Genomic DNA, 21,048 nt, shown 5'->3' on the forward strand with positions numbered 1-21,048 from the left:
GAACCTTAGTGCCTCAGCACCTTTATTTCTGATTGTTATTATTTTTCTTCGGGAACGGTTTCTTCCCGTTATTATTACTCTTAATCTTTGCGCTTTGAGGCGGCATATTTTTGTTCGACATTTTCTTATTGGTACGCATCAAATCATTGGTATTCAATAATTCTTCAGAGCTCTGCAATAAATTTAAAGTACCTTCGGACAATTCATATAAATGCTCAAAAATCACGGTATCGGTTACCGTGTCTTTGTTCCAACTCAAATAAGATTTCTTCATATGGTTGGCAATGACTTTTACCAACGCATTTTTCATTTCGCCTTCTTCCCAACTGTTGGCCACATCAATCATGTATTTGATGTTGTTGCCATAAAAACGATACTTCGGATTTTTTTGCGGGTAAGGCAAACGTTCCGGTTTCAGATGAATTACATCTTTGGTCGGAATAGGATACGGAGAATCAACATCCAATCTGAAATCGGACATGATAAAAATCTGATCCCACAATTTATGCTGAAAATCGGGCACATCACGCAAGTGCGGATTCAAACTTCCCATTACCTGAATAATGTATTTGGCTGCTTTGTTGCGCTCTTCCCTATCTGCAATTACAGTGGCTTGGTCAATCAATTTTTGCAAATGACGACCATATTCCGGAATAATCAAATGCGTTCTCTCGGCATTGTACTCCAAATGGTGAACGACATCATTGGCATTCTCTTTTATATATTTCTCCGCCATCATAATGAAATTATTCCTTCTATATTAGAAACTTCAATGTATTTCTCGACAACGCTTTCCGGACTTTCCATCATCACGTTTACAGAAAGACTGGTGTATTTTCCCGTTTTAGATTGGGTAGTTTGGATTACGGCGCCCAAATTATCAAAAGCATTTTCGACTTCTTCAATCTTTTTAGGGTCTGTTGGCACAATAAATTTATACAAATATTCAGTCGGCCATGTTGAAGTATTGTTCAACTCTTCTCGCAATCGGGTATAAAATTCTTCGGTTTTCTTATCCATTAATCAAAAAATAAAAGCAAATATACAGTATTGATTTCAGATTTTGGAGAAGAATTCCATCGGTTTTATTTATTTTTTTGACTTGTGCCGATCTTAATCAGTAGCGAAAGGTTCGGGTTGGTTTACAAGCCGTTTTCCTGCTGTCCGCTTTTACACGGTAACCGCTCCCATCAGGGCTAAAAAGGAAACTAATCGCACTTTTGGCCACGACCGAAATAAAAACCAAAATCCCTTTCGGTATTCTAATTTGTTTCAATAAATTTGCCCCTTATTGCTAAAAATTTTGAAAAAGGAACTCATAGTCATAACCGGCGGTCCGGGCACCGGAAAAACCACAATCATCGATGCACTTATCGAACAAGGTTACGCGTGTTTCCCTGAGATTTCAAGACAAGTAACTTTAGAAGCCAAAAAACAGGGCATCGAACAATTGTTTCTTGAAAAACCTTTACTCTTCAGCGAATTATTACTCGAAGGCAGAAGAAAACAACACCAACAAGCTACGGAAGACGTGGCCGATTTGGTTTTCCTCGACCGAGGAATTCCCGATATTTTAGCTTACATGCATTACATCGGCGACAGTTATCCGGCTTTTTTTGACCATGCTTGCAGAGAACATCAATACGCCAAAATTTTTGTACTTCCGCCTTGGGAAGAAATCTACGAAAGTGACGAAGCGCGTTATGAAAACTTTGAGCAAGCCAAACTCATCTTCGACCATTTGATAGAAACCTATGAAAAATATGGTTACGAACTCATTCAAGTTCCTTGCGGAACCGTGGAAGAACGCATCCAATATATCTTAAGTCAGCTTGCATAAATACATTTTTTGTATAACAGCACTCCAATTCTTTTTTATACATTTGAATTAGTTTGTAATTCACCATTCACAATTGACCATTCACAATTTGAATTCAGCCCTAGAAATCCTAACCAAGTATTGGAAACACGATGCTTTTCGGAAACCACAGGAAGCTATCATCGCTTCGGTTTTGGAAGGCAAAGATACTTTTGCCTTGATGCCAACCGGTGGCGGAAAATCGATTTGTTTTCAGGTTCCGGGCATGATGAAGGAAGGCATTTGCTTGGTGATTTCTCCGCTGATTGCGCTGATGCGTGACCAAGTACAGAATTTACAAAACAAAGGCATAAAAGCCATCGCTTTAACCGGTGGCATTCATTCCGATGAGATAATCAATTTATTAGACAATTGCCAGTTTGGCAATTACAAATTCCTATACCTTTCTCCTGAACGTTTGCAAAACGACTGGATTTTGGAACGCATTAAAAATCTTCCTGTAAATCTTATCGCGATTGACGAAGTACATTGTGTTTCACAATGGGGACATGATTTTCGACCGGCATATTTGAAGATTGTACAACTTAAAGAATACTTTCCGAAAGTGCCTTTTTTGGCTTTGACTGCTTCGGCTACGCCAAGAGTGAAGGAAGATATTATGGTGCAATTAAAACTCGATAATCCTCAGATTTTCACGAAGTCATTTTACCGAGATAACATTGCTTATATGGTTTTTGAAACCGAGGACAAGTTGCATTTACTGCAACAAATTCTCCAAAAGAACCCACAACCGTCTATTATTTATGTAACCAATAGAAAGTCGTGCAATGAAACCGTTCATCAATTGGAAAGCCTTGGTTTTACTGCCACTTTTTATCATGGCGGTTTGTCATCCAAAGACAAAGAAAAGCACATGCAACTTTGGATGAACGAAAAAGTTCAGGTGATGGTCGCTACCAATGCTTTCGGAATGGGAATTGACAAAGCGAATGTTAAGACTATTATTCATCTGCATTTGCCACAAAATCTAGAGAATTACTACCAAGAATCCGGACGCGCCGGACGTAACGGCGATAAAGCTTTTGCCGTTTTATTAAACAATCCATCCGATATTTTACACGCTGAAGCGCAATTTATCAGCGTTTTACCGGATAAAAAATTCTTGAATTTGGTTTTTACTAAATTATGCAATTATTTCCAAATCGCTTATGGCGAAGGTATTGACGAACAATTTAGTTTCAACCTGAATCACTTTTGCACCAAATATAGTTTTCCAACTTTAAAAACCTATAATGCTTTGCAGTTCTTAGACCGACAAGGTATAATCACTTTATCACAAGAATTCTCAGAGAAAATCACGTTGCAATTTATCATTCCGTCCAAAGAAGTGATTCGGTATATGAGTCTGAATCCGAATGACGAAGAAATTCTCTTAACGATGTTGCGCACTTATCCCGGCATTTATGACATGCAAACTGCTTTCAACATACAATTGATTGCCAAAAAATCTAATCATACTGAGAACGAAGTGCTTTCGCTTTTGCAAAAATTAAAAGAGAAAAACATCATCGAAATGATGGCTAAAAGCAATGACGCGACGATTACTTTGAATGAAATTCGAGAAGATGAACGTACCATTAACCGAGTTTCTAAATATTTGGAAGCACAGAACAAGTTAAAAACAGAACAGTTGCAAGCGGTTCTACAGTATAGTAAAGACACCAAATCGTGCAAGAATAAAGTATTGATGCAGTATTTTGGTGAAAGCCTCGCTGCAGATTGTGGTATTTGCTCCTATTGTATTTCGAAAAATAGAAAGAAGCAAAACCCGGAAACCGTTTCCGATAAAATTGTTGAATTATTAAAAATACAAGATTTCAATTCGAGAGACATTCAAAAGTTGACCAAACTTCCGAAAGACGATGTTATCTTTGCGTTGCAGAAGTTGCTGGAAGACGAAACCATCAGCATCAATTCGAATAATTTATATTCCTTAAAATAAGCATGGAAAAATTACGCATCGTTTTTATGGGAACTCCAGAATTTGCCGTCGGCATTTTGGACACCATTATCAAAAATAATCACGAAGTTGTTGGTGTCATTACCGCAACTGACAAACCTGCCGGTCGAGGCCAAAAGCTGAAATATTCAGCGGTGAAAGAATATGCATTGGAACACAACCTAAGATTATTACAACCATCGAATTTAAAAGACGAAACTTTTTTGGCCGAATTACAAAGTTTAAATGCCAATTTACAAGTGGTTGTGGCTTTCAGAATGTTGCCTGAGGTTGTTTGGCGCATGCCAAAACTAGGAACCTTTAATCTTCATGCTTCGCTTTTGCCAAACTATCGTGGAGCTGCACCAATCAATTGGGCAATCATTAATGGTGAAACCAAAACCGGTGTGACTACTTTTTTTATTGATGATAAAATTGATACCGGCGCGATGATATTGAGCAAAGAAACAGCAATAAGTTCGGAAGAAAACGCAGGCGAATTACATGACCGATTAATGGAATTAGGCAGCAACGCAGTTGTCGAGACTTTGACTTTAATAGAAAAAGGAAAGGTGGAGACAACTATTCAAATAGATAATTCTGAAATCAAAACCGCTTATAAACTCAATCGTGAAAACTGCAAAGTAGATTGGAACAAATCAGTCAATGAAATTCATAATTTAATTCGAGGTTTATCGCCTTATCCATCAGCTTGGTGTTTTTTTAAAGACAACGGAGAAGAATGGAATGTAAAACTTTATGATGCCAAAATAATATCTGAAGCACATTCCTTTAATGTTGGTCAAATCATCACTACCAAAAAAGAAATCAAAGTCGCTGTAAAAGATGGTTATATCCAAATACTAAGTTTACAATTGCCCGGAAAGAAAAAAATGCAGGCTCACGAACTATTAAATGGTGTTACATTTTCTGAAAGAGCGCAAGCAGAATAAGGTCTCAAGGCGTTTTGACTCAAAATAATCGACGAAACGCTTGGGTTTATCAACAAATGACCGAAGTTATCAACAAATTTTTGAAAAAAACCCGAAAACGCTTGCACGGTAAGGAATTCCTATTAAATTTGTTATCATTAACAGAATGTTTAACCAACAATTAATAACTAACATTATGAACAAATCAGAATTAATCGATGCAATTGCAGCTGACGCTGGAATCACAAAAGCTGCTGCAAAACTAGCTTTAGAATCATTTTTAGGAAATGTAGGTGGTACTTTGAAAAAAGGTGGAAGAGTATCTTTAGTAGGATTCGGTTCTTGGTCAGTATCTAAAAGAGCTGCAAGAGACGGAAGAAATCCTCAAACAGGAAAAACTATCAAAATCGCTGCTAAAAATGTAGTTAAATTCAAAGCTGGTGCTGAATTAGACGGAGCAGTAAACTAATAAATTAGTTCTTCTGATATACAAAAACCATCTCAATCAATCGAGATGGTTTTTTTGTTTTTAACAAATTCTTTTGGTTATCTAATTTTTTTTTCCCAACTTTAATAAAAATTAGCTGAGAATGATTTCGGAAAAATTACAAAAAGGTCAATTGTTAATAGCTGAGCCATCTATTATAGGTGATTTATCTTTTAACAGATCTGTAATTTTATTAGCCGACCACAATGAAGAAGGTTCGGTTGGATTCATTTTAAACAAACCTTTGAAATATACCATCAAAGACTTACTTCCGGAGATTAATGCCAAATTTAAAATTTATAACGGCGGTCCGGTGGAACAAGACAATTTATACTTTATCCATAATGTTCCTCATTTGATTCCGAATAGTATTGAGATTTCCAATGGTATTTTTTGGGGTGGTGATTTTGAGTTGACCAAAGATTTAATCAACAACGGATTACTAAAAAAGAAAAATATTCGCTTCTTTCTTGGTTACACCGGTTGGGATTCTGAACAATTAGAAACTGAAATGCAGTCGAGTTCGTGGATTTTAACCAAGAATATTTATGAAAATAAAATCTTAGGCAAAGCTTCTGTTCATTTTTGGAAAGAAAAAATCATCGAATTGGGCGGAGAATACTTAATTTGGTCCAACGCTCCCGAAAACCCTATCTTAAACTAAACTGATATCGCTTGATTTAGTTTAACTAACAATGCATTAGACAATTTAGTTTCAAATTCTTTTTTGCGGTACTTTGTTATCGGTTGGATACCAACAATCACATTTGTTATGAATAATTCATCAGCTTTTTGTAAATCAAAAGGCGAAATTTCTTTTTCTATTACCTCAACATTTTCAATCTCTTTTGCCAATTTTAAGGTTTGTTTTCGCATGATACCATTCAAACATCCGTGTGAAATTGGCGGTGTAATCAATTGGTTATTCATCAGCATAAAAAGGTTTCCATTGGTTGCTTCTATAACATTTTTATCTTCATTGATTAACAAACAAGAATCCAATTGGTTTTCTTGGGCAAAAATACTAGCGGTGATTTGGATTATTTTATTGTTGGTTTTTAAGGTGGAAAGCAATTGCTTAGTAACAACAAAGTCTTTATATAAATCAACTTCAAATGATTCATTCTGTATTGAATATAACTTATTCTGCAATTCACTGGCTTGAATAACAAAGGAAACCGAATTGTCTAACGGCGAGTAATAACCGCCTTCATTTCTAAAAACTGTCAACCTGACACGAGCAGAATTTGAGATATTTTGTCGGCTTACCAAAGCTAAAATCTGGCTTTCCAGATATTCTAAAGTAAAAGACATTGGGATTTGCATTCTGATAATTCGCATGGACGCCAATAATCTGAAATAATGGTCTTCAAAAAATAATATTTTATTATCGACTACTTTTAAAGTTTCAAAAACGCCATCGCCGTAGAGGAATGAGCGATTAGAAAATGTTAATTGCAATTCAGAATCTAGGATATCACCGTTAAAATTTACCATAAAAAAAGTCCCGTTTTTTAGCGGGACAAATATACTGCAATAAAATTTATTTAAATCGAACCAATGACGTGTTTTAAGTCGGAAACCTGGTTTTCCCATAAAAGTTTTGACTCCTCCAATTCGTCTTCTATGGCGTAATCAACCACCATTAAAGAGACATCTTTTGTAATTTCATCTTCCAAGATTCTCAGTTCAAAATAATACTCTGTATCTTTTTTATTATCATCAACCCATTTAAACTTTACTTTCTCACCGGTTTTTTTGGAAGCAAGTCTGGCATTTTCCTCCGCACCATCCCAAATAAAAGTAAAAAATTCTCCTCTCGAATTTACATTATCAGCAAACCACTCCTGTAATCCTGAAGGAGTTGAGATATATTGATACAATAATTGAGGTGAAGAATTCAAAGGGAATTCAAGTTCGTAACGTATTTTATTATCCATGATTAGAACAAATTTTTTGGAAATATATAGAATATAAAATCAAAAAAAAAACGTTTTCGAAAATAAAAAAAATAACCATTATTAGTTTGCACCCATAAATTTTAATTTTATATTTGCACCCGCATTCAGGGAATGATTATAATGGCGAGGTAGCTCAGTCGGTTAGAGCGCAGGATTCATAACCCTGAGGTCACGGGTTCAACTCCCGTCCTCGCTACAAATTAAAAAAGAACCTCAACCCTTTCCCAACGGGGGTTGAGAACTTCTTAAAACCACTTTCGAGTTAGTGTAGTTACAAAAAACGGCAATGTAAACGTCAATGTAATTACCATGAAAAAACTATCTAACAACTGCTCTCGAACAGAGATTTGGGGTTCGCCTAAAAATTGGGAAACCACCACTTCAAAATCATCACTAAAAAAAAGCTGGTCAGTCCAATGCGACTTTTATGACCCAACATTCAAAAAAGAATATCCAAAAGGCTTTCCATTACGTAGGAAAGTTAACCGGGGATTATATACGGTTGAGGACAGAAGGGCTGCTGTTAAGTTTGTAATTTCAGAAATGGAGAAGCTTTTAGACAAAATGCGCTACAATCCTATTTCTGAAAAGTACATGGAGCCGGATGTAAAACCTGTTTCCGGAACATTGAATTCTAAAATGAATTTCATCGAAGCTTTAAGAATCAACTATCCGACTCAAACAGTTTCTGAAGGCGTGAAAAAAGAGATTCGCCGGATCATTAAAAAAATTGAATCCGCAGCTGTCACTTTAGAGATTGAGTTTCCTATTTGTGAAATGCACAGCGGCCACGTTCGTGATTTATTGGACCACCTCAGCCTAACTCCAAATGAATACAATAAGTATTTGACACATTTATCTATTGTGCTTTCCGATTTAGTGGAAAAAAGAATGCTATTTCACAATCCTATTCGCGATATCAAGAAGAAGAAGACAACAAAAAAACTGCGAGAAACTCTTGAAATCTCGGAACTTCAACAGATTTTCGACCATTTAAAAGTCAATAATTATGAATTCTTCCGGTATGGAATGATATTCTTTCACTCTGGTTCTCGAAGCACTGAGATGTTCCGACTTCAAGAAAAGCATGTAAACCTGAGAAAGCAGGAATATAAATTGACAATCCAAAAGGGCAACCACTTTAAAGAAGTTATAAAGGTTATTTTGCCAAACGTCATCCCATATTGGACTGAGTTGTTGGCTATGAGTAACGGTCCTGAATACTTTTTATTTACACGTGGACTTTGTCCATCGGATATCCCTACTCAATCATATCAAATCACAAAACGCTGGAAGCGCTTAATAAAAGACCGAATGGTTTTCAAAAACGGAATCCTAACAGACATCAGAAGTTTGGAGAAAGGAGACAAGAATTTCACAAGAATAACAGCTGATTTCTATTCACTAAAGCATTTGTTTTTGGACGAATTGGACAAAGCTTCTAACGCTGCAGCAAACTATTCAAAAACTATGGCCGGGCATACAACAAATGTAACTGAACGTGTTTATTTGGTTGGCCGTGAAGGTAGAAAAAATGAAGCCTTGAAAAGTTTACAAATCAATGTATTAGCAGGATAAAAAAACCCCTCGTTGGAGGGGTTCATGTATAATAAGTTATTTGCAAAGATTATGCGAATTGTACTTTTCGCAAATCATCAGCTAATTTATGCAATCCTTTTTGAATTTTCAAAACTCTGTCTTCAGAAATATATACTGGCTTTGAAGCAGTATATTGCTTAAACATCGATGGGCTAATTCCTGCATACTTTGCAAATTCACTTTTGTTTAATACTGGATAATGGCTAAAAAATTGTTTAAAATCAAAAACGTAAACGATCTCAGAATTTTGCAAATCTTTGGCCTTTTTAGGCTCATTAGTTTCAATTAAAAAATCAACTTGATGTTGAATGACCTCTGCTATACTTTCTTTCAATTCTCTTAAATTGTCAGCGGCTGTATAAATGCCAGCGTAATCTTTTGAATAAGCACTGAACCCATTTTCAGTTTTTTCAATAATTACTTTTAGATTACTTTTCTCCATACCTTTCCCTTTTGTACTTTGATTAAAAATTTTCATAATGTGGCAATATTGCCTGTTTTTAGTTATATAAATCGCTTCTTTGGAGTAGCCATAACCCAAAGAAGCTGGGGCTATTTTAGCCCCGCTTGCTTTAGAATTTGGTTCAATGTTCCTGTTGCAACTTCAGCTGACTGATGTCTTGGTACCGGAATTTGACCGTCTTTGGTTGGATGTCTGTACAAATCATGCCTTTTGCCATGTTGATACAATTCCCAACCGTCCTTTTTAAGGACTTTGAGTAATTCGTTTACTTTCATGATTTCAAATAACTTATTATTACCCTACAAATATATTACCTTTTAGCTATATAACCAAATGATTATACAATTATTTTTAAATTATTTTTTAGAACAAAAAAACCGCCGAAAGTGGCGGTTCATTATTCTTCCTATTCGACTATCGGAAAGAAACTGTTGTCATTCTCTGAAAGGTATTTTTGGTTTGTACCTTCTATATAAATAAATTGCAAGACCTATAATAATTGGAATTATAATCAGCCACCAACTAAAGGACCATCGAAATGTATCACGTTTGTTTTCACTTTCGGCCTTTAAAGATTCATTGGTTTTTCCTACTGACTTGCCCTTTTGTTCCGCTTCTGACCCTTTTGTAATCTTGGCAGCCTGAGTGTTGTCTGTCTTTTTTTCGGCCTTAGTAGTCGTGGTTTCAGTTTTTTCCCAAGTAGAATTATTGAGCTCCTTTTTATTACCTTTTTCATCGGTAAAAGATGCCGGCTTTGTTGGATCAATAGGCTTGACGGTTTCCGTTTTCTTAACTTCGGTACCGGTAGTTTCGGTTTTAGTTTCACGTTTCACATTTTCATCTGAAGAAGTTACCTTAACTGTTTTGGTCGTATCAACAGAAGCTTCTGTTTGCTTATTGGTTTCCAAGCTTTTGGTATCAGATGTCGAAGTTTTACGAGCACCGCAACTTGAAAAGAAAACTACGATGGCAATTGCTATTAAAGCCCAAAGAATAATTGATGATGTGCTTTTTTTATTGTTTAGTTCCATATCAATGAGTTTTAAAGAAATCCGGGTTATCGTCAATGTTGGCCACGACTTCCGAATTAGTAATAAAATCCACTGTATAATAGCATGTATGTGTTTCGGAAACTGTAACTCCAAAACCAATGCCATCATATTTTATCATTCCCCAATCACCATTTGGTGTTTGGATGATATCTTTTTCAAATACTTCTTTGCCTTTTTTGTCACTTATATTGATAAATTGACTTACAGTATTTTCATGAACTACAAAAACAACTCCATTATTCGAAATGCAATGTCTTTTATCACCTGTTAGGAAAAACCATCCGGCATCAGGTTGAGTTCCTGAATTTTCATCTGTCAATGGTGTAACAAAATAATGACCTTCAACCCACTGGCCATTGTCAATTCGTTTACCTCTAAATTTTATTGTATCCATTTTATATAATTTTTGATTTTTACTGTATATAATTTTTCGTGATTATTGTACCGCTCTACTTATCCATCCTGATAAAAACTTCAATTGACTTTTATTTTTTTTGACAATATTGTTGTAGTACTTCACACGCTCCAACCGGAAACGCTCAAGGAAAAGGCTATCGTTCTTTTTCTTGATTACAGCCAATAAGCTGTCGTAACTTTTAGAAACTACTTCAACTACGATTGTATCTCTGAAAACCACCGTGTCGTGAACGATAATTGGCTCCGGGCATTGATGCGCTGCCAAAGGAACATTTGGCTCAACAGTTGTACTCTGCTTCGAGGTACAGGAACTAAAAAACACTAATATCAATAGTAAAAGTTTCATTATTGTTGATTTAAAAGGTTAAGAAAATCATCGTCCATTTTCGATGTGATTTTATTTTCCGGAATTCTTTTGGCTCTTTTGGCCAATTTTATCGCGGTACCTACTCCGGAATTAACAGCCATATCATAAATTCCATTGGCAACTTCCTGATCATTAATTTCGTTGCCCCGGATTGGACTCCAATAAGTTTTTTTGTAAATATCCTTTACTGCAGCATGTGGCATATTTTTGATATCTTGGACTGTTGGTTTACGTTTAATGTAAGCCATATAAACAGGTGCGCTGATTCCGTAGTTTGTACCTACCAAATCGCCTACTCCTTTTTTACCTCCGGTCCAATTGCCATTGTCGTCTGGGTTATCCGTATAGCCACCTTCGAAGATACCGGTTCGCTTAAATGCTTTTTCAAAATCTGCCATTGTTTCTGATTATTAGGTTGGGTTATCTTCTTCTCTTTGTTCTATAAAGTCACTCGATTCTCGTCCTGTTTTAAAAAATTCCTGAACATCGCCGTCTTTTTTGAAATTGTAAAATTTCTTCATTATAAATTCTGAAGGATATTCACCATTTGACAAAATATGAATTGATTTAATGCATTTTGAGATTGGATAGAATAATGTAGATACTTGTATCATTATTTGAAAAACTTCAGACACAACAGAGTCACCGGCAAAATTATTTAAGACGCTTAGCAGGATGTAGATTGCGATTACACAAGTCAACATTAAACTTGTTTCTTTCATAAACTCTCCCCAACTATGTGTCTTTAATTTATTGTGCTTTGCAAGACCAAAAACAGCATTAAAAATAACAGCCACTATAAATCCCGATACAAATTCGTGATTATTTAAAAACCAAATATTGATTGTATCGAGTACAAAAGCAATTGGACCAAAAGTTACTATAAGCTTTCCGAATGCAATCAACTTCTCAATCAAGAATGGTTTTTTGTTGTAAGTATTGTCGGCTAAGAATATCAATGAGAAGTATAGGTCTTTTATAAAATTCATGGCTGATGGGTTAAATTTTCAACTTTGATTAACTGCTTTTTATTATCCCCCGATCCATAACTTGCCAAATTCACACACTGAAACCGATTCACGTTGGCAATACCTATATGAGTAAATTCAGGGCTTATAAGTATAGAATAATGGTCAGGACTATTTTGGTATGCCGATATAATTCCGGGCGCATTAATGAAACCTTGTGATACTACTTCGCCAAAATTATTAGCAAAGGACTGAACGTAACGCGCCCAGAAATAATCATGATTCATATCGTTAATCGCGTTCATGTAGTTAGCATGAACTTCACAATTTTGCGTAAGTATCAATTCAGATTTTAAGGTTGGCAAACCTCGACTTACTCGCATTGCATTGACTAGGTTAAAGAAGTCTAAATCCTGACCTACAAAAGTTGTTGGTTGCGGTTGGTAACCAATAGTTTCTTGCTCTTTTTCACAGCTAACACAAAAAAGCATTACCGCTAAGATTAGCAGAACTATGATAAGCTTGTCGATGAATTTTAGTTTCATTATTGAGGGAAGTTTTGGATTATATAATCAGCCATTATCTGTAATGCTTCAGACTTGTAATCTTCAACAAATGCATCATTTTCCGCTATTATAGTTTCACTTAAAAATGCCTTTGCAGTTACCCAATCACCATTAGTGTTGATTTCGTCATAGGATGGCCCTAGATAGCGTTTAATAGTTACGCCTTGTGCTTGACTCAGCTGTCCGGTTCTTACTTTAAAAACTATTCTGGCTCTGAAATCTTCATAGGCTACAATACCATCAGCTTTGTATTTCTCATACTTTGATTTTATCGCCGTTAAATAGTTTTGCGTTATCTCTTCAGCACTTAAAGCAGTTGAATATTCAATAGCTTCATATTGAACGCCATTAGGTATTGTTGCTAAATCGCTTGTCTCAATAATTGAGTTTCCAATCTGATATTTATATTTTACAGCCATCATCTAGGAGTTGTTAAATAGTTCTGATAACCGATATAGTCACAAAAAACATTTCTATTTGTGGTTCCGGCAGTTTTCGCAATTCCTTGTTTAACATTTAAAAATCTACCTGCTGAAAAAGTTGGAATATTGGTTGTATGAGTAGCAACTGAAACCCCATCTATTTTGAATACAACTGAAGTTGCAGCAGCATTAATCTCAATTCTTAACTTTACCCATGTCCCGGCAACTATTGCGACACCTGTATCTGAAACGGTTCTAATACTATTGGATGAAGTCACGACTTGCCAATTACCAATTGCCGAAGTCCCATTTTGAACACCACCGTTATCATATAAAAACATCACGGCATCTACTTCAGAATTAGAAAAATTGCTACTGCCAAATCCGGCTCTAAAATTGAATCTTTCAGTTGCGTCAGAAAGAGTTTCAACACAAAGAAAAATTTCGTAAATCCATACACCGCCACCTAATGCAATTTGAAAATAAGTCAATGCCGTTTGATGAAAAAAGTAAGATGTTGAAGAAGTGGCAGTTTGATATTGAGCAAAACCATTTTGATTGATTGCTCTGTTAGGAATAGCGTTAGTTGCTAAAACAGCTGTTCCACCTGCGGAAGTATTATTTACAAAACCCGTAATATTCGAAGCTGTATTGTCAAAATCTGTAAAAAACTCAACTCCTTTTTTAAATCTATCGATTATTGAATTGTCCGCTTTTAAAGCCAAAGCATCGAATACACCATTTGAGCTAACAGCGTTTGCGCTTCCGTCTGTAGGGTTTGAATCAATTGTAATTGAAGCCCCGTAATCCTTACTTACCCAAACACTACCATTGTAATAACGATAAACGAGTGCGCCAGAAGTATAATCAACACCACCTATGGTAGCTGTTCCGCCTATAACGTGAACTACATATCCTTTGTTTGCTACTGGTGTTGGGTCGGTTACTGTTAGCGTGCCGTTTGCAGTGTATTTAGCGGAATTAACAGCCGTGAATGATGATGTTTTAGACGTAGTAAGAACTATATCTCCATTCTCATCGATAAAATACCACGCTCTATCGTCGGTAATTGTGTCGGTTGTAATTATGAGCGTGTTACCCCCTTTTTGGATTTGAATATCTCCATTTTGAAATAATACAACCCCGTTTCCTGCGCCATCATTGATATTAAAACCAACATACGGTGCATACTCTAAATTATACGTACCATCGATATTATCGCTTATTTTAAAGCTGTAACCATCTGCAATTAGATTTCCAATAATAGTCGAAGAACCGTAAGTAGCTTGCAAAACAAACGCATCCCCTACATCAGCCCTACTATAAATTTCCATTCTGCCTAAAGCCTTGTTTAAGACTATTTTTAGTAAGCCGTCGTCTGAAACTATTTCATTCCCAGCTTCGGTTACTTGCTGTAGGGTTGGGGTTTCAATATCATCCATCGTAGCAAATGGATTTTCTTCACTCGGAGCATTAGAATAAGTAATGGCAGCTCGTTCATCAATGCTTAAATAGGTTGGTTCGGGCACTGCACCTATTGCGGCTTCGGTTACGTTTATTTGAGTTACTAATACTGTATTCAAAGGAATGTTTGGTCTGATAGCAATACCGTCAGTTTCAAGCCCTGAATATTTCACAAGTGTATTTGATGCAGTTGCAACAATAATATCAATTCTTGTTAGTCCTGATGCTGCGAAAGGAACATCAAAAACTGTATCTGTTGCAGTGAAATAAGTAACCGCTGAGATTTGCCATTGACAACCTGCAGGAATAGTTACATCGTTATCAACTACTGTGATTTCTCCAATAGCAAGAATTTGGTTAAAACTATAATTCTGAATTCCATCTAGTATGGTTTGTATTTTAATTTTCTTAGTTATTCCATCTACATTAACCACTAAGAAAGAGTTTCCTAACGCCTCAAGCTGTTCTTCAAACTGTAAAATGGTTTTAGCATTGGTAGTGATTAGATTTAACTTCTCGTTTATTTCCGCTAAAAGAGTTTGAATTTGCGTTGGTGTCATTTCAGAAAGTTTTGATTTGAACAAATTTACTATTTTTATTTAGACTAAATAAGAATAAGAATAAATTATTAGTTTCTGTAATACAATTCATTACACTTTTTGTAGTTTTGTATATATGGGTTTTATGCTATTCCTTTTCATTGTTTGCGTTGGCGGATGTTGGCTGATATTCAAATCAGTTGGCGATGCTATATTTGGAAAGAGCGAAAAGAAAGACACTTATATTGATAAGTCGGTGCATCATCATTATTATCATTACGATAATAGGAGTGTGAATGTTGATAAGGAAACCTTTAAAAGTTTAGGGAAATGACAACAATTCCATACATATTTAAAGACGTCGATAATTTAATTTTTATAGGCGATAATTACTATCCGCTGAGAAAGGTTGTTTATGGTCCTGAACAATGCCCTTATTGTCAGTATTACATTTCCGTTTCTGGAAAAAAATATAAAACTGAAAATTGTGATAATCATGGCAAGTCCAAAAAATTATTATTCAATTCATAAGAACAAAACCAAGCGTAAGAAAGTGTCAAGAAAATTAAGCTCGAAAACCATTAAGGCAATCGCTTTCGCTTCAAAGTTGGTTTATTATGCCATGAAAAGAACTCAGGATTTAATAATTAGGTCGCAACCAATTCCAAATTATATTAAAGGTAAAAATAGCGATTTATCGGAACTAACTTTTGTTGGGGGAAATGATAAACCTGAGATAATTATTGATAGACTTGTAAAATTTAAAGGAATTTCTGCAAAAGAAATGTCTGAAAGAGTTAAAGAAATGCATGAGCAAATAAAATCAAGTTCATTAAGCGCAAATGACTTTGCTTTAAGAATATTAGACAATAAAGCAAATTAATTTTTACCAACTATACCACAAAAGAAACCCACCGTAATTGGTGGGTTTTTTTAATTGTGGCGATTTCGCCGTAATTAGGTTTAGTAAGAAATAAATCCATCATTACCTTCAATAAGTCCTGGTACTTCAATTGCTCCACCGCTTCCGGTTCCAAAGACAGTGCCATCTGAATTATAAGCGTTACCTCTTTTTAGCATTGTGGCTTTCAAAACATAAAGATTAGTTTCTTCCAATGGCCCTTCGGTTTCAAAGTCACCGTTTTTAGCATATTTAACGCCGTTAATGTAAACTTCTTTGTGTGATAAAGCCATCATAAGCTTACGCCAAATCTCTTCTGTTACCGGCTCAAAAATAAACTTCTTACCTTCAAATAAATCGGCATTCAACAAAATAACATCGGTATCGGTTTTGTGAATTGAACTATCTTCATCTGGCACACCTTCAGCTTTGGTGTAAATTGGTCTGATTCTGTGACGGATTCCGGTTCCGTAAAAAACATCGTTATTTTCAGGATTCCAATAATTGATATCAAGCGTAAAGGGATGCCTAACCGCTACATCTATTTGCTCTGATAAATGCTCAATTGTCGGGAAATTATCATCTGTACATGTAAGTTTCACTCTGATACTTTCATCCTGATAATCTGCCATATCAATTGAATATTCAAACACCTCATAGTTTTTAATATTGTAAATACATCCCGATATAATTGCGGAATCAACTCCGGTATAAGTTTCTGTTATCACAAGGACATCAGCGTTTTTACTTTCATCGAATATGACTTGCTCTATTAAAAACCAAGCACTTGCAATATTTATGTAATTCCCAACTACACCCCACTCCGGTAGTAAACCATTAAGCGCATGAGTTCCGGTTACTGCATTGGTGTCGTAATCATATCTATTACCGGCTAAAAAGTAAATCCCAACCTTTCCATCACCAAGATTGTATTTTCTTGCATCCCTTTTGTCTTTTTGCCCAATGTAATTTGTTTTTTGAACTACCGGCACATTGACTTCTGAAGCATCAGCTCTGACAACTTTAGCAATGTTGCTTGCGTAATTAGATTTGAATTGTGTTGTAATTACATCGGCAGTTTGAAACAATTGCACTTCGTGGTATGGGATACCAACCTCAACTTCACAACTCAAAGTATTTTCATCTGTCTTGTAATTGGCAGCATCACCCCAAGTGATTCTTTGAGCGTAACGAATACTGTTCGATTTGCTAATGTAAAAGTAAGGAACATAAATATTGCTGTCTGTTACGGCAAAATCAATAGTTTTAGAGCAACCGTATTGGTCTCTGACATGTAAAGTATAACTATCGGCTTCTAATCCGGAAAATACATTTGATTCCTGCCAATCTGTTCCGTTTAAAGAATACTCCAAATCTAAGCCATCACTATTGACATTTGAAACCGTTACCGTTGCGCCGTTGGGAGAATTGTTGATGTTTATAGAAAAGTTAGCGACATCCAAAGCACTAGGTACAGTAATTATTTGTGATGCTTGATTTCCATCTTCATTTTCAACTGTAAGGGTAAATGTTTGACCTCTTAAAAGTGTTAGCTCAAAAGGGTGTCTGTGTTGTCTTCAATCACCGTTCCATCAGAATCAGAAACTTCCAATGCTGTATCTGTTGTTTGCAAATATGGAGTTAAATCACCTTCTTGAAATTGAAGTTTGTCTAAAAAAAATCCGCTTATGCCGTCACCTGTATATTGATTATTTCCTGAATTATCTTTTACATCAACTCTTGCAATTACACTTGTTACGGTTGTAAGATTTGCTTTTAAATTTACTCTCATAAATCCATCTTCTTCATCTGAAAAACCATAACTTGATGTAGAAAAACCACCGTTTATAATTGGAGAAGAAAATGTTTTAGGCAATGGTGTCAAAATAAATATTACATATACTGATGGGTTTGAATCGCTAACTATAGCAATTGATATTATTGAAAATTCAGAGTTTTTTACATAAAAAGAAAGTGTAAATTCACCTGAACTACTTCCTTTGTCGATAGTTTGCAAAACCCCATGAAAACCATAAGTATTATCAACCACTACTTTGTTTCCGGTTATCGAAGATTTAGTTTTTGACCAAGCCGAATTACTCAAATCTTCACTGTACAAAAGCATATTCGATGATGCTTGTGTTGGTTGTGTTATAGGTATGCTTGAGGAAATAACAGTTGCCAAAACAGAAGTTTCAACCTCAACATTCACATTTTGGCACGGCAAAGTATCTGCTTCTAAAAAAGAAACGGTATCTATCTCGATAGGGGTTGTGGCTTCTTCATTAACAATAGTTACTTCCATTATCTCAGGCAAAGTATTGAAGTCAGTAAAAACCGCTCCGGGATAATTAGCTTCAACCGTTACGCTTCCAAGACCGGTATTTGGTTCGCCGTTTTCAAAAGTTACGGTAAATAATCCGGTTGAATTGTAGTCTAAGCCAAAAGCCGAAGCGTAATTTGTTGAAACTCTTCCGGCGTAAACCGTAATATCATTTTCGGAATCGTAAAAACTAGGTGGTATTTAGTTGATAAAGAGCCAATCGATTGGCTTTAAATATTTCATTTTAATTCCAATCCTAGCGTTTCTTCTGCGATTATTATTTCGTCATTGGCAGTTGGAATTGCCAAAAAATTAATTGTAAATTTTGAATTTGCCATTTTTTTATCTTTTAGATTTTAATACTCGCCAATTTCCTTTGCCATTTGGCTTCAATGAAAACAAGAATCCCTTTTCTATTTCGCCTAATTCATTTCTAAATTCAACAGTTCCATAAAATTAGGGATTTCATTTCCTTGTATTATAGTGGTTCCTTGAACTTGCTGCATAACTCCGAAACCACATTCATATTCGAAATCAATCCACTCATTAACAAATCTAGGCGTTTCCTAATTCCGGATTAATGATGTTGCCGTTTTCGGCATATTCATTACCGCCAATTAATTTGGTTTTAAGTTGGCTGTTGGCTGTTGATGAACCATAACGAACATAATCCAAAGGGAGTATTTCGTAAGTCCTGAAGCTAAACCCAACCATGTCTAAGCAACATTATAAAAGGAGAAAGCCTTAAACTGTTTGCGGTTTCCGGAGATAAATACTGTTGGAATTTGCTCGAAATCATCTTGCCATTTTGCGCCTCCAAATAAATATCTGTCAATCCCTTTTTTAAGGTCCACAAAACCCATTTTCCTAATCGTATGGCTGTCCAAGATCGTATTCGATTGTGGTTTTCTTCTAGCACAATTCTTTACCGTAAGCTGTCGGCTCCTATAAATAGAAAATAGAAAGTCTTTGAAAAGGTTTTTTTCAAACGAGTTATTACTGTTGTAAAAGTTGATTTGCCGTTGGCTCATTCTAGTCCTTGCGCTGTCGGATCTAATCACCACCACTTTGATAACCAAATTCAGCTGATGAAAAATAATGTTCAACTGCTTCAGATCGTTTTACATTTTGAACCTGACCTAATCGAATAGTTACGTTTGGATTGTAGAAATAGCTTAAAGGCTCAATTCTAATTCTTTCCTTGTTGTTTATTTCTTCGATACCCATTCCGACATTATGAACTGCAATACAAGAAGAAACCGCATCTTTCAAAGAAGTTGTCAATGGCTTGAAAAGGTTTTGAAAGTTATCTGTTGACAATGGTAGCTTGTCAAATCCACGAATCCAAAAACCATGAGTTACTCCAACAAATGCACCCGGTCCATTTTGTGCATATCCTAAATCGGTACGACCATAATATTTTGAATAAAAAAACACCTCTTAATGATGTGCAAATCGTTGATAACCGGTCAATCATATCATAAACAAACACAAACTTTGAGTTTGACGGCTCGAAAAAACTGTCTTCATCACAAAAAACATAACCATCTAAATTGTCTAATCTTACAGTTACCCTTTTGCCACCGCCTCCGGATAAGTCTGATTTTAGAAAGAATTCAAGTGCAATACTATCACCCTCAACAACCTCAAATGATTCATCAAAACCAATATCATATAAATTGCCGTTCATACTCATGAAGTTGGGTAAAGATGTTGAAGTTTCTCCTGCATGAAATAAAACTCTTCTCTCTTTTAAATCGTAGTTGATTCCGTTCTCGTAAACAGTTAAACAAACTTTGAAGTACGCCCAATCATACTGAGCTCTTGTGATGTTTGGTCTAAATTTAAATGAATCACTGTAAATCCTAACTTCTCTATCTCTATCAAAATTGGCCAACATCATCATTCCTGTTGAACCATGATTCTCATTCCCTTGCGAGTTAAAGAAACCGCCTTTGCTTGCTCATGGGATTGGTTAAGCAAGTTCATTGGAACTCCCTCGGTAACTCCCCTGGTATTACCATCATCAGAGAAACAGAAAGGTCGACTAGTTCGCCAACATTAGCCTTAACTTGCCACTTTGATTTTAAAAAAGATTCTTCGGCCATCGTTGTACATTTCATTAATTGGAAGTTCCTCAATTGGAGTTCCGTCTATTGTATCTAACCTATCAATCTCAACTGATTCGCTTTCACGCGCTTTTATAAGCTGCTCCAATCCACCGGAGTTGAATTTTATTGAAACCTGTTTCTTTTCAAAGTTCCAAGTTGACATGTCAAGGTAACCCCAATAGGTTCTAACCCAAACATCAGTTTGTGGATGCTTTTCATATTTGGTTAGCTTTAAAGGTGCATTTATCCCAAGCATTTCACGAGCAAAATTTATATAATCTGCTCCATCTTCAATAAACTTTAACGTGTTAGAAAACTTTGGAAAAATTCCATGGTATTCTTCATTTCTTGCATACTCCTTATCATCGTTATTCCAACCAATTGGCGCAGTGATTTCAGTATCTTCAAACCCATCTGAATTGCAACTAAGGATAAACTTAACTCGGTCGTTATATGTTTGATTTATATCGCTCATTATTTACTCCAATTTGTGTTAGATTTTCCATAATTGATGACCAAAATCAATTTTGTTATTCAAAATGATATTGCCTTTGTTTTTTCTAACGGCTTCGGTGTTGCGTTTAAGTTCTTCCAATAGTTCAGCAGAATATCCTTGGTTGTTATTCATAAAAACATATTCTTTAGCTTTGGAATTTTC

28 protein-coding genes and 1 tRNA gene are annotated in these 21,048 nt (G+C 35.6%); 9 read left to right on the plus strand and 20 right to left on the minus strand.

Features of this window, described 5'->3' with window-relative positions; translation table 11 throughout:
- Positions 1–22 precede the first annotated feature (22 nt).
- Together C8C84_RS16860 and C8C84_RS16865 are read right to left on the minus strand one after the other, a co-directional pair.
- Positions 23–736, minus strand: coding sequence for a DUF4290 domain-containing protein (locus C8C84_RS16860; protein WP_121315101.1), 714 nt, complete (start codon positions 734–736; stop codon positions 23–25).
- Positions 736–1,020: a DUF493 family protein gene (locus tag C8C84_RS16865; protein WP_121314908.1), complete on the minus strand. Its 285-nt coding sequence runs from the start codon at positions 1,018–1,020 to the stop codon at positions 736–738. Before C8C84_RS16865 ends, C8C84_RS16860 begins: the two co-directional genes overlap by 1 nt.
- Before the next feature lie 283 nt (positions 1,021–1,303).
- Here C8C84_RS16865 and C8C84_RS16870 point away from each other — a divergent pair, with 283 nt between their 5' ends.
- The 5 genes from C8C84_RS16870 to C8C84_RS16890 all read left to right on the plus strand — a co-directional run bounded on the left by C8C84_RS16870 (position 1,304) and on the right by C8C84_RS16890 (position 5,901).
- Positions 1,304–1,840: an AAA family ATPase gene (locus C8C84_RS16870; protein ID WP_121314909.1), complete on the plus strand. Its 537-nt coding sequence runs from the start codon at positions 1,304–1,306 to the stop codon at positions 1,838–1,840.
- Positions 1,841–1,928: 88 nt separating this feature from the next.
- On the plus strand, positions 1,929–3,821 hold the full coding sequence (locus tag C8C84_RS16875) for an ATP-dependent DNA helicase RecQ (RefSeq protein ID WP_121315102.1): 1,893 nt from the start codon (positions 1,929–1,931) through the stop codon (positions 3,819–3,821).
- Between the two features lie 2 nt (positions 3,822–3,823).
- A complete protein-coding gene (gene fmt / locus C8C84_RS16880) occupies positions 3,824–4,771 on the plus strand; it encodes a methionyl-tRNA formyltransferase (RefSeq protein WP_121314910.1) in 948 nt (315 codons plus the stop codon).
- A gap of 175 nt (positions 4,772–4,946) precedes the next feature.
- A complete protein-coding gene (locus C8C84_RS16885; RefSeq protein ID WP_121314922.1) occupies positions 4,947–5,219 on the plus strand; it encodes an HU family DNA-binding protein in 273 nt (90 codons plus the stop codon).
- 121 nt (positions 5,220–5,340) lie between these two features.
- Positions 5,341–5,901 carry a YqgE/AlgH family protein gene (locus C8C84_RS16890; RefSeq protein WP_121314911.1) on the plus strand — a complete coding sequence of 187 codons (561 nt, stop codon included), beginning with the start codon at positions 5,341–5,343 and terminating at the stop codon, positions 5,899–5,901.
- On the opposite strand, the gene C8C84_RS16895 is transcribed toward C8C84_RS16890, so the two are convergent.
- Positions 5,898–6,734, minus strand: a complete 837-nt coding sequence (locus C8C84_RS16895; RefSeq protein WP_121314912.1) for an aminotransferase class IV — start codon at positions 6,732–6,734, stop codon at positions 5,898–5,900. The genes C8C84_RS16890 and C8C84_RS16895 overlap by 4 nt on opposite strands.
- Before the next feature lie 50 nt (positions 6,735–6,784).
- A complete protein-coding gene (locus tag C8C84_RS16900) occupies positions 6,785–7,177 on the minus strand; it encodes an START-like domain-containing protein (protein ID WP_121314913.1) in 393 nt (130 codons plus the stop codon).
- A gap of 143 nt (positions 7,178–7,320) precedes the next feature.
- Between C8C84_RS16900 and C8C84_RS16905 the strand changes: the two genes are divergently transcribed.
- Together C8C84_RS16905 and C8C84_RS16910 are read left to right on the plus strand one after the other, a co-directional pair.
- Positions 7,321–7,394, plus strand: a tRNA-Met gene (locus C8C84_RS16905).
- 113 nt (positions 7,395–7,507) lie between these two features.
- The gene (locus tag C8C84_RS16910; RefSeq protein ID WP_121314914.1) at positions 7,508–8,776 is read left to right on the plus strand and encodes a hypothetical protein; all 1,269 of its coding nucleotides are present in this window, start codon (positions 7,508–7,510) and stop codon (positions 8,774–8,776) included.
- A 49-nt stretch (positions 8,777–8,825) separates the two neighbouring features.
- Here the strand turns inward: C8C84_RS16910 and C8C84_RS16915 are convergent, their stop codons facing one another.
- The 10 genes from C8C84_RS16915 to C8C84_RS16960 all read right to left on the minus strand — a co-directional run bounded on the left by C8C84_RS16915 (position 8,826) and on the right by C8C84_RS16960 (position 15,076).
- Positions 8,826–9,275, minus strand: coding sequence for a hypothetical protein (locus C8C84_RS16915; protein ID WP_121314915.1), 450 nt, complete (start codon positions 9,273–9,275; stop codon positions 8,826–8,828).
- A 74-nt stretch (positions 9,276–9,349) separates the two neighbouring features.
- On the minus strand, positions 9,350–9,535 hold the full coding sequence (locus tag C8C84_RS16920; protein ID WP_121311573.1) for a type II toxin-antitoxin system HicA family toxin: 186 nt from the start codon (positions 9,533–9,535) through the stop codon (positions 9,350–9,352).
- 159 nt (positions 9,536–9,694) lie between these two features.
- Positions 9,695–10,291 carry a hypothetical protein gene (locus C8C84_RS16925; RefSeq protein ID WP_121311574.1) on the minus strand — a complete coding sequence of 199 codons (597 nt, stop codon included), beginning with the start codon at positions 10,289–10,291 and terminating at the stop codon, positions 9,695–9,697.
- Position 10,292: 1 nt separating this feature from the next.
- Positions 10,293–10,706 carry a YopX family protein gene (locus tag C8C84_RS16930; protein ID WP_121311575.1) on the minus strand — a complete coding sequence of 138 codons (414 nt, stop codon included), beginning with the start codon at positions 10,704–10,706 and terminating at the stop codon, positions 10,293–10,295.
- 42 nt (positions 10,707–10,748) lie between these two features.
- Positions 10,749–11,075: a putative peptidoglycan-binding domain-containing protein gene (locus C8C84_RS16935; RefSeq protein ID WP_121311576.1), complete on the minus strand. Its 327-nt coding sequence runs from the start codon at positions 11,073–11,075 to the stop codon at positions 10,749–10,751.
- Positions 11,075–11,494 (minus strand): glycosyl hydrolase 108 family protein, encoded by a 420-nt coding sequence (locus tag C8C84_RS16940; protein WP_121311577.1) that lies wholly within the window; start codon positions 11,492–11,494, stop codon positions 11,075–11,077. Before C8C84_RS16940 ends, C8C84_RS16935 begins: the two co-directional genes overlap by 1 nt.
- Positions 11,495–11,506: 12 nt before the next feature.
- Positions 11,507–12,085 (minus strand): hypothetical protein, encoded by a 579-nt coding sequence (locus tag C8C84_RS16945; RefSeq protein ID WP_121311578.1) that lies wholly within the window; start codon positions 12,083–12,085, stop codon positions 11,507–11,509.
- Positions 12,082–12,609 carry a CAP domain-containing protein gene (locus C8C84_RS16950; RefSeq protein WP_121311579.1) on the minus strand — a complete coding sequence of 176 codons (528 nt, stop codon included), beginning with the start codon at positions 12,607–12,609 and terminating at the stop codon, positions 12,082–12,084. The genes C8C84_RS16945 and C8C84_RS16950 overlap by 4 nt, the downstream gene beginning before the upstream one ends.
- On the minus strand, positions 12,609–13,052 hold the full coding sequence (locus C8C84_RS16955; protein ID WP_121311580.1) for a hypothetical protein: 444 nt from the start codon (positions 13,050–13,052) through the stop codon (positions 12,609–12,611). The genes C8C84_RS16950 and C8C84_RS16955 overlap by 1 nt, the downstream gene beginning before the upstream one ends.
- A complete protein-coding gene (locus tag C8C84_RS16960) occupies positions 13,049–15,076 on the minus strand; it encodes a hypothetical protein (protein ID WP_121311581.1) in 2,028 nt (675 codons plus the stop codon). The genes C8C84_RS16955 and C8C84_RS16960 overlap by 4 nt, the downstream gene beginning before the upstream one ends.
- Before the next feature lie 124 nt (positions 15,077–15,200).
- Here C8C84_RS16960 and C8C84_RS16965 point away from each other — a divergent pair, with 124 nt between their 5' ends.
- Complete coding sequence (locus C8C84_RS16965; RefSeq protein ID WP_147406786.1) at positions 15,201–15,389, plus strand: hypothetical protein; 189 nt, start codon at positions 15,201–15,203, stop codon at positions 15,387–15,389.
- A 162-nt stretch (positions 15,390–15,551) separates the two neighbouring features.
- Positions 15,552–15,938 carry a hypothetical protein gene (locus C8C84_RS16970; protein ID WP_147406787.1) on the plus strand — a complete coding sequence of 129 codons (387 nt, stop codon included), beginning with the start codon at positions 15,552–15,554 and terminating at the stop codon, positions 15,936–15,938.
- Between the two features lie 80 nt (positions 15,939–16,018).
- Here C8C84_RS16970 and C8C84_RS16975 read toward each other — a convergent pair whose 3' ends face one another.
- From C8C84_RS16975 to C8C84_RS16995, 6 genes are all read right to left on the minus strand, one after another.
- Positions 16,019–17,419: a hypothetical protein gene (locus C8C84_RS16975; protein WP_121314916.1), complete on the minus strand. Its 1,401-nt coding sequence runs from the start codon at positions 17,417–17,419 to the stop codon at positions 16,019–16,021.
- 86 nt (positions 17,420–17,505) lie between these two features.
- Positions 17,506–18,261: a hypothetical protein gene (locus C8C84_RS16980; protein WP_121314917.1), complete on the minus strand. Its 756-nt coding sequence runs from the start codon at positions 18,259–18,261 to the stop codon at positions 17,506–17,508.
- A gap of 573 nt (positions 18,262–18,834) precedes the next feature.
- Positions 18,835–18,993, minus strand: coding sequence for a hypothetical protein (locus C8C84_RS17085; RefSeq protein ID WP_158592593.1), 159 nt, complete (start codon positions 18,991–18,993; stop codon positions 18,835–18,837).
- Between the two features lie 339 nt (positions 18,994–19,332).
- The gene (locus tag C8C84_RS16985) at positions 19,333–19,599 is read right to left on the minus strand and encodes a hypothetical protein (protein ID WP_121314918.1); all 267 of its coding nucleotides are present in this window, start codon (positions 19,597–19,599) and stop codon (positions 19,333–19,335) included.
- Positions 19,600–19,609: 10 nt separating this feature from the next.
- A complete protein-coding gene (locus tag C8C84_RS16990) occupies positions 19,610–20,185 on the minus strand; it encodes a hypothetical protein (RefSeq protein ID WP_121314919.1) in 576 nt (191 codons plus the stop codon).
- A 161-nt stretch (positions 20,186–20,346) separates the two neighbouring features.
- Positions 20,347–20,865: a hypothetical protein gene (locus tag C8C84_RS16995; protein ID WP_121314920.1), complete on the minus strand. Its 519-nt coding sequence runs from the start codon at positions 20,863–20,865 to the stop codon at positions 20,347–20,349.
- Positions 20,866–21,048: the final 183 nt, after the last annotated feature.

Origin of the sequence: Flavobacterium sp. 102 (assembly GCF_003634615.1) — a bacterium.
Classification (GTDB): Bacteria; Bacteroidota; Bacteroidia; order Flavobacteriales; family Flavobacteriaceae; genus Flavobacterium.

What these genes read in the sequence shown, in the direction of transcription:
- C8C84_RS16860 (WP_121315101.1), bottom strand. Translation starts at nt 736, where the DNA reads ATGGCGGAGAAATATATAAAAGAGAATGCCAATGATGTCGTTCACCAT.
- C8C84_RS16865 (WP_121314908.1), bottom strand. Translation starts at nt 1,020, where the DNA reads ATGGATAAGAAAACCGAAGAATTTTATACCCGATTGCGAGAAGAGTTG.
- fmt (WP_121314910.1), top strand. Translation starts at nt 3,824, where the DNA reads ATGGAAAAATTACGCATCGTTTTTATGGGAACTCCAGAATTTGCCGTC.
- C8C84_RS16885 (WP_121314922.1), top strand. Translation starts at nt 4,947, where the DNA reads ATGAACAAATCAGAATTAATCGATGCAATTGCAGCTGACGCTGGAATC.
- C8C84_RS16890 (WP_121314911.1), top strand. Translation starts at nt 5,341, where the DNA reads ATGATTTCGGAAAAATTACAAAAAGGTCAATTGTTAATAGCTGAGCCA.
- C8C84_RS16895 (WP_121314912.1), bottom strand. Translation starts at nt 6,734, where the DNA reads ATGGTAAATTTTAACGGTGATATCCTAGATTCTGAATTGCAATTAACA.
- C8C84_RS16900 (WP_121314913.1), bottom strand. Translation starts at nt 7,177, where the DNA reads ATGGATAATAAAATACGTTACGAACTTGAATTCCCTTTGAATTCTTCA.
- C8C84_RS16910 (WP_121314914.1), top strand. Translation starts at nt 7,508, where the DNA reads ATGAAAAAACTATCTAACAACTGCTCTCGAACAGAGATTTGGGGTTCG.
- C8C84_RS16915 (WP_121314915.1), bottom strand. Translation starts at nt 9,275, where the DNA reads ATGAAAATTTTTAATCAAAGTACAAAAGGGAAAGGTATGGAGAAAAGT.
- C8C84_RS16920 (WP_121311573.1), bottom strand. Translation starts at nt 9,535, where the DNA reads ATGAAAGTAAACGAATTACTCAAAGTCCTTAAAAAGGACGGTTGGGAA.
- C8C84_RS16925 (WP_121311574.1), bottom strand. Translation starts at nt 10,291, where the DNA reads ATGGAACTAAACAATAAAAAAAGCACATCATCAATTATTCTTTGGGCT.
- C8C84_RS16930 (WP_121311575.1), bottom strand. Translation starts at nt 10,706, where the DNA reads ATGGATACAATAAAATTTAGAGGTAAACGAATTGACAATGGCCAGTGG.
- C8C84_RS16935 (WP_121311576.1), bottom strand. Translation starts at nt 11,075, where the DNA reads ATGAAACTTTTACTATTGATATTAGTGTTTTTTAGTTCCTGTACCTCG.
- C8C84_RS16940 (WP_121311577.1), bottom strand. Translation starts at nt 11,494, where the DNA reads ATGGCAGATTTTGAAAAAGCATTTAAGCGAACCGGTATCTTCGAAGGT.
- C8C84_RS16945 (WP_121311578.1), bottom strand. Translation starts at nt 12,085, where the DNA reads ATGAATTTTATAAAAGACCTATACTTCTCATTGATATTCTTAGCCGAC.
- C8C84_RS16950 (WP_121311579.1), bottom strand. Translation starts at nt 12,609, where the DNA reads ATGAAACTAAAATTCATCGACAAGCTTATCATAGTTCTGCTAATCTTA.
- C8C84_RS16955 (WP_121311580.1), bottom strand. Translation starts at nt 13,052, where the DNA reads ATGATGGCTGTAAAATATAAATATCAGATTGGAAACTCAATTATTGAG.
- C8C84_RS16960 (WP_121311581.1), bottom strand. Translation starts at nt 15,076, where the DNA reads ATGACACCAACGCAAATTCAAACTCTTTTAGCGGAAATAAACGAGAAG.
- C8C84_RS16965 (WP_147406786.1), top strand. Translation starts at nt 15,201, where the DNA reads ATGCTATTCCTTTTCATTGTTTGCGTTGGCGGATGTTGGCTGATATTC.
- C8C84_RS16970 (WP_147406787.1), top strand. Translation starts at nt 15,552, where the DNA reads ATGGCAAGTCCAAAAAATTATTATTCAATTCATAAGAACAAAACCAAG.
- C8C84_RS16980 (WP_121314917.1), bottom strand. Translation starts at nt 18,261, where the DNA reads ATGGAAGTAACTATTGTTAATGAAGAAGCCACAACCCCTATCGAGATA.
- C8C84_RS17085 (WP_158592593.1), bottom strand. Translation starts at nt 18,993, where the DNA reads ATGGTTGGGTTTAGCTTCAGGACTTACGAAATACTCCCTTTGGATTAT.
- C8C84_RS16990 (WP_121314919.1), bottom strand. Translation starts at nt 20,185, where the DNA reads ATGATGATGTTGGCCAATTTTGATAGAGATAGAGAAGTTAGGATTTAC.
- C8C84_RS16995 (WP_121314920.1), bottom strand. Translation starts at nt 20,865, where the DNA reads ATGAGCGATATAAATCAAACATATAACGACCGAGTTAAGTTTATCCTT.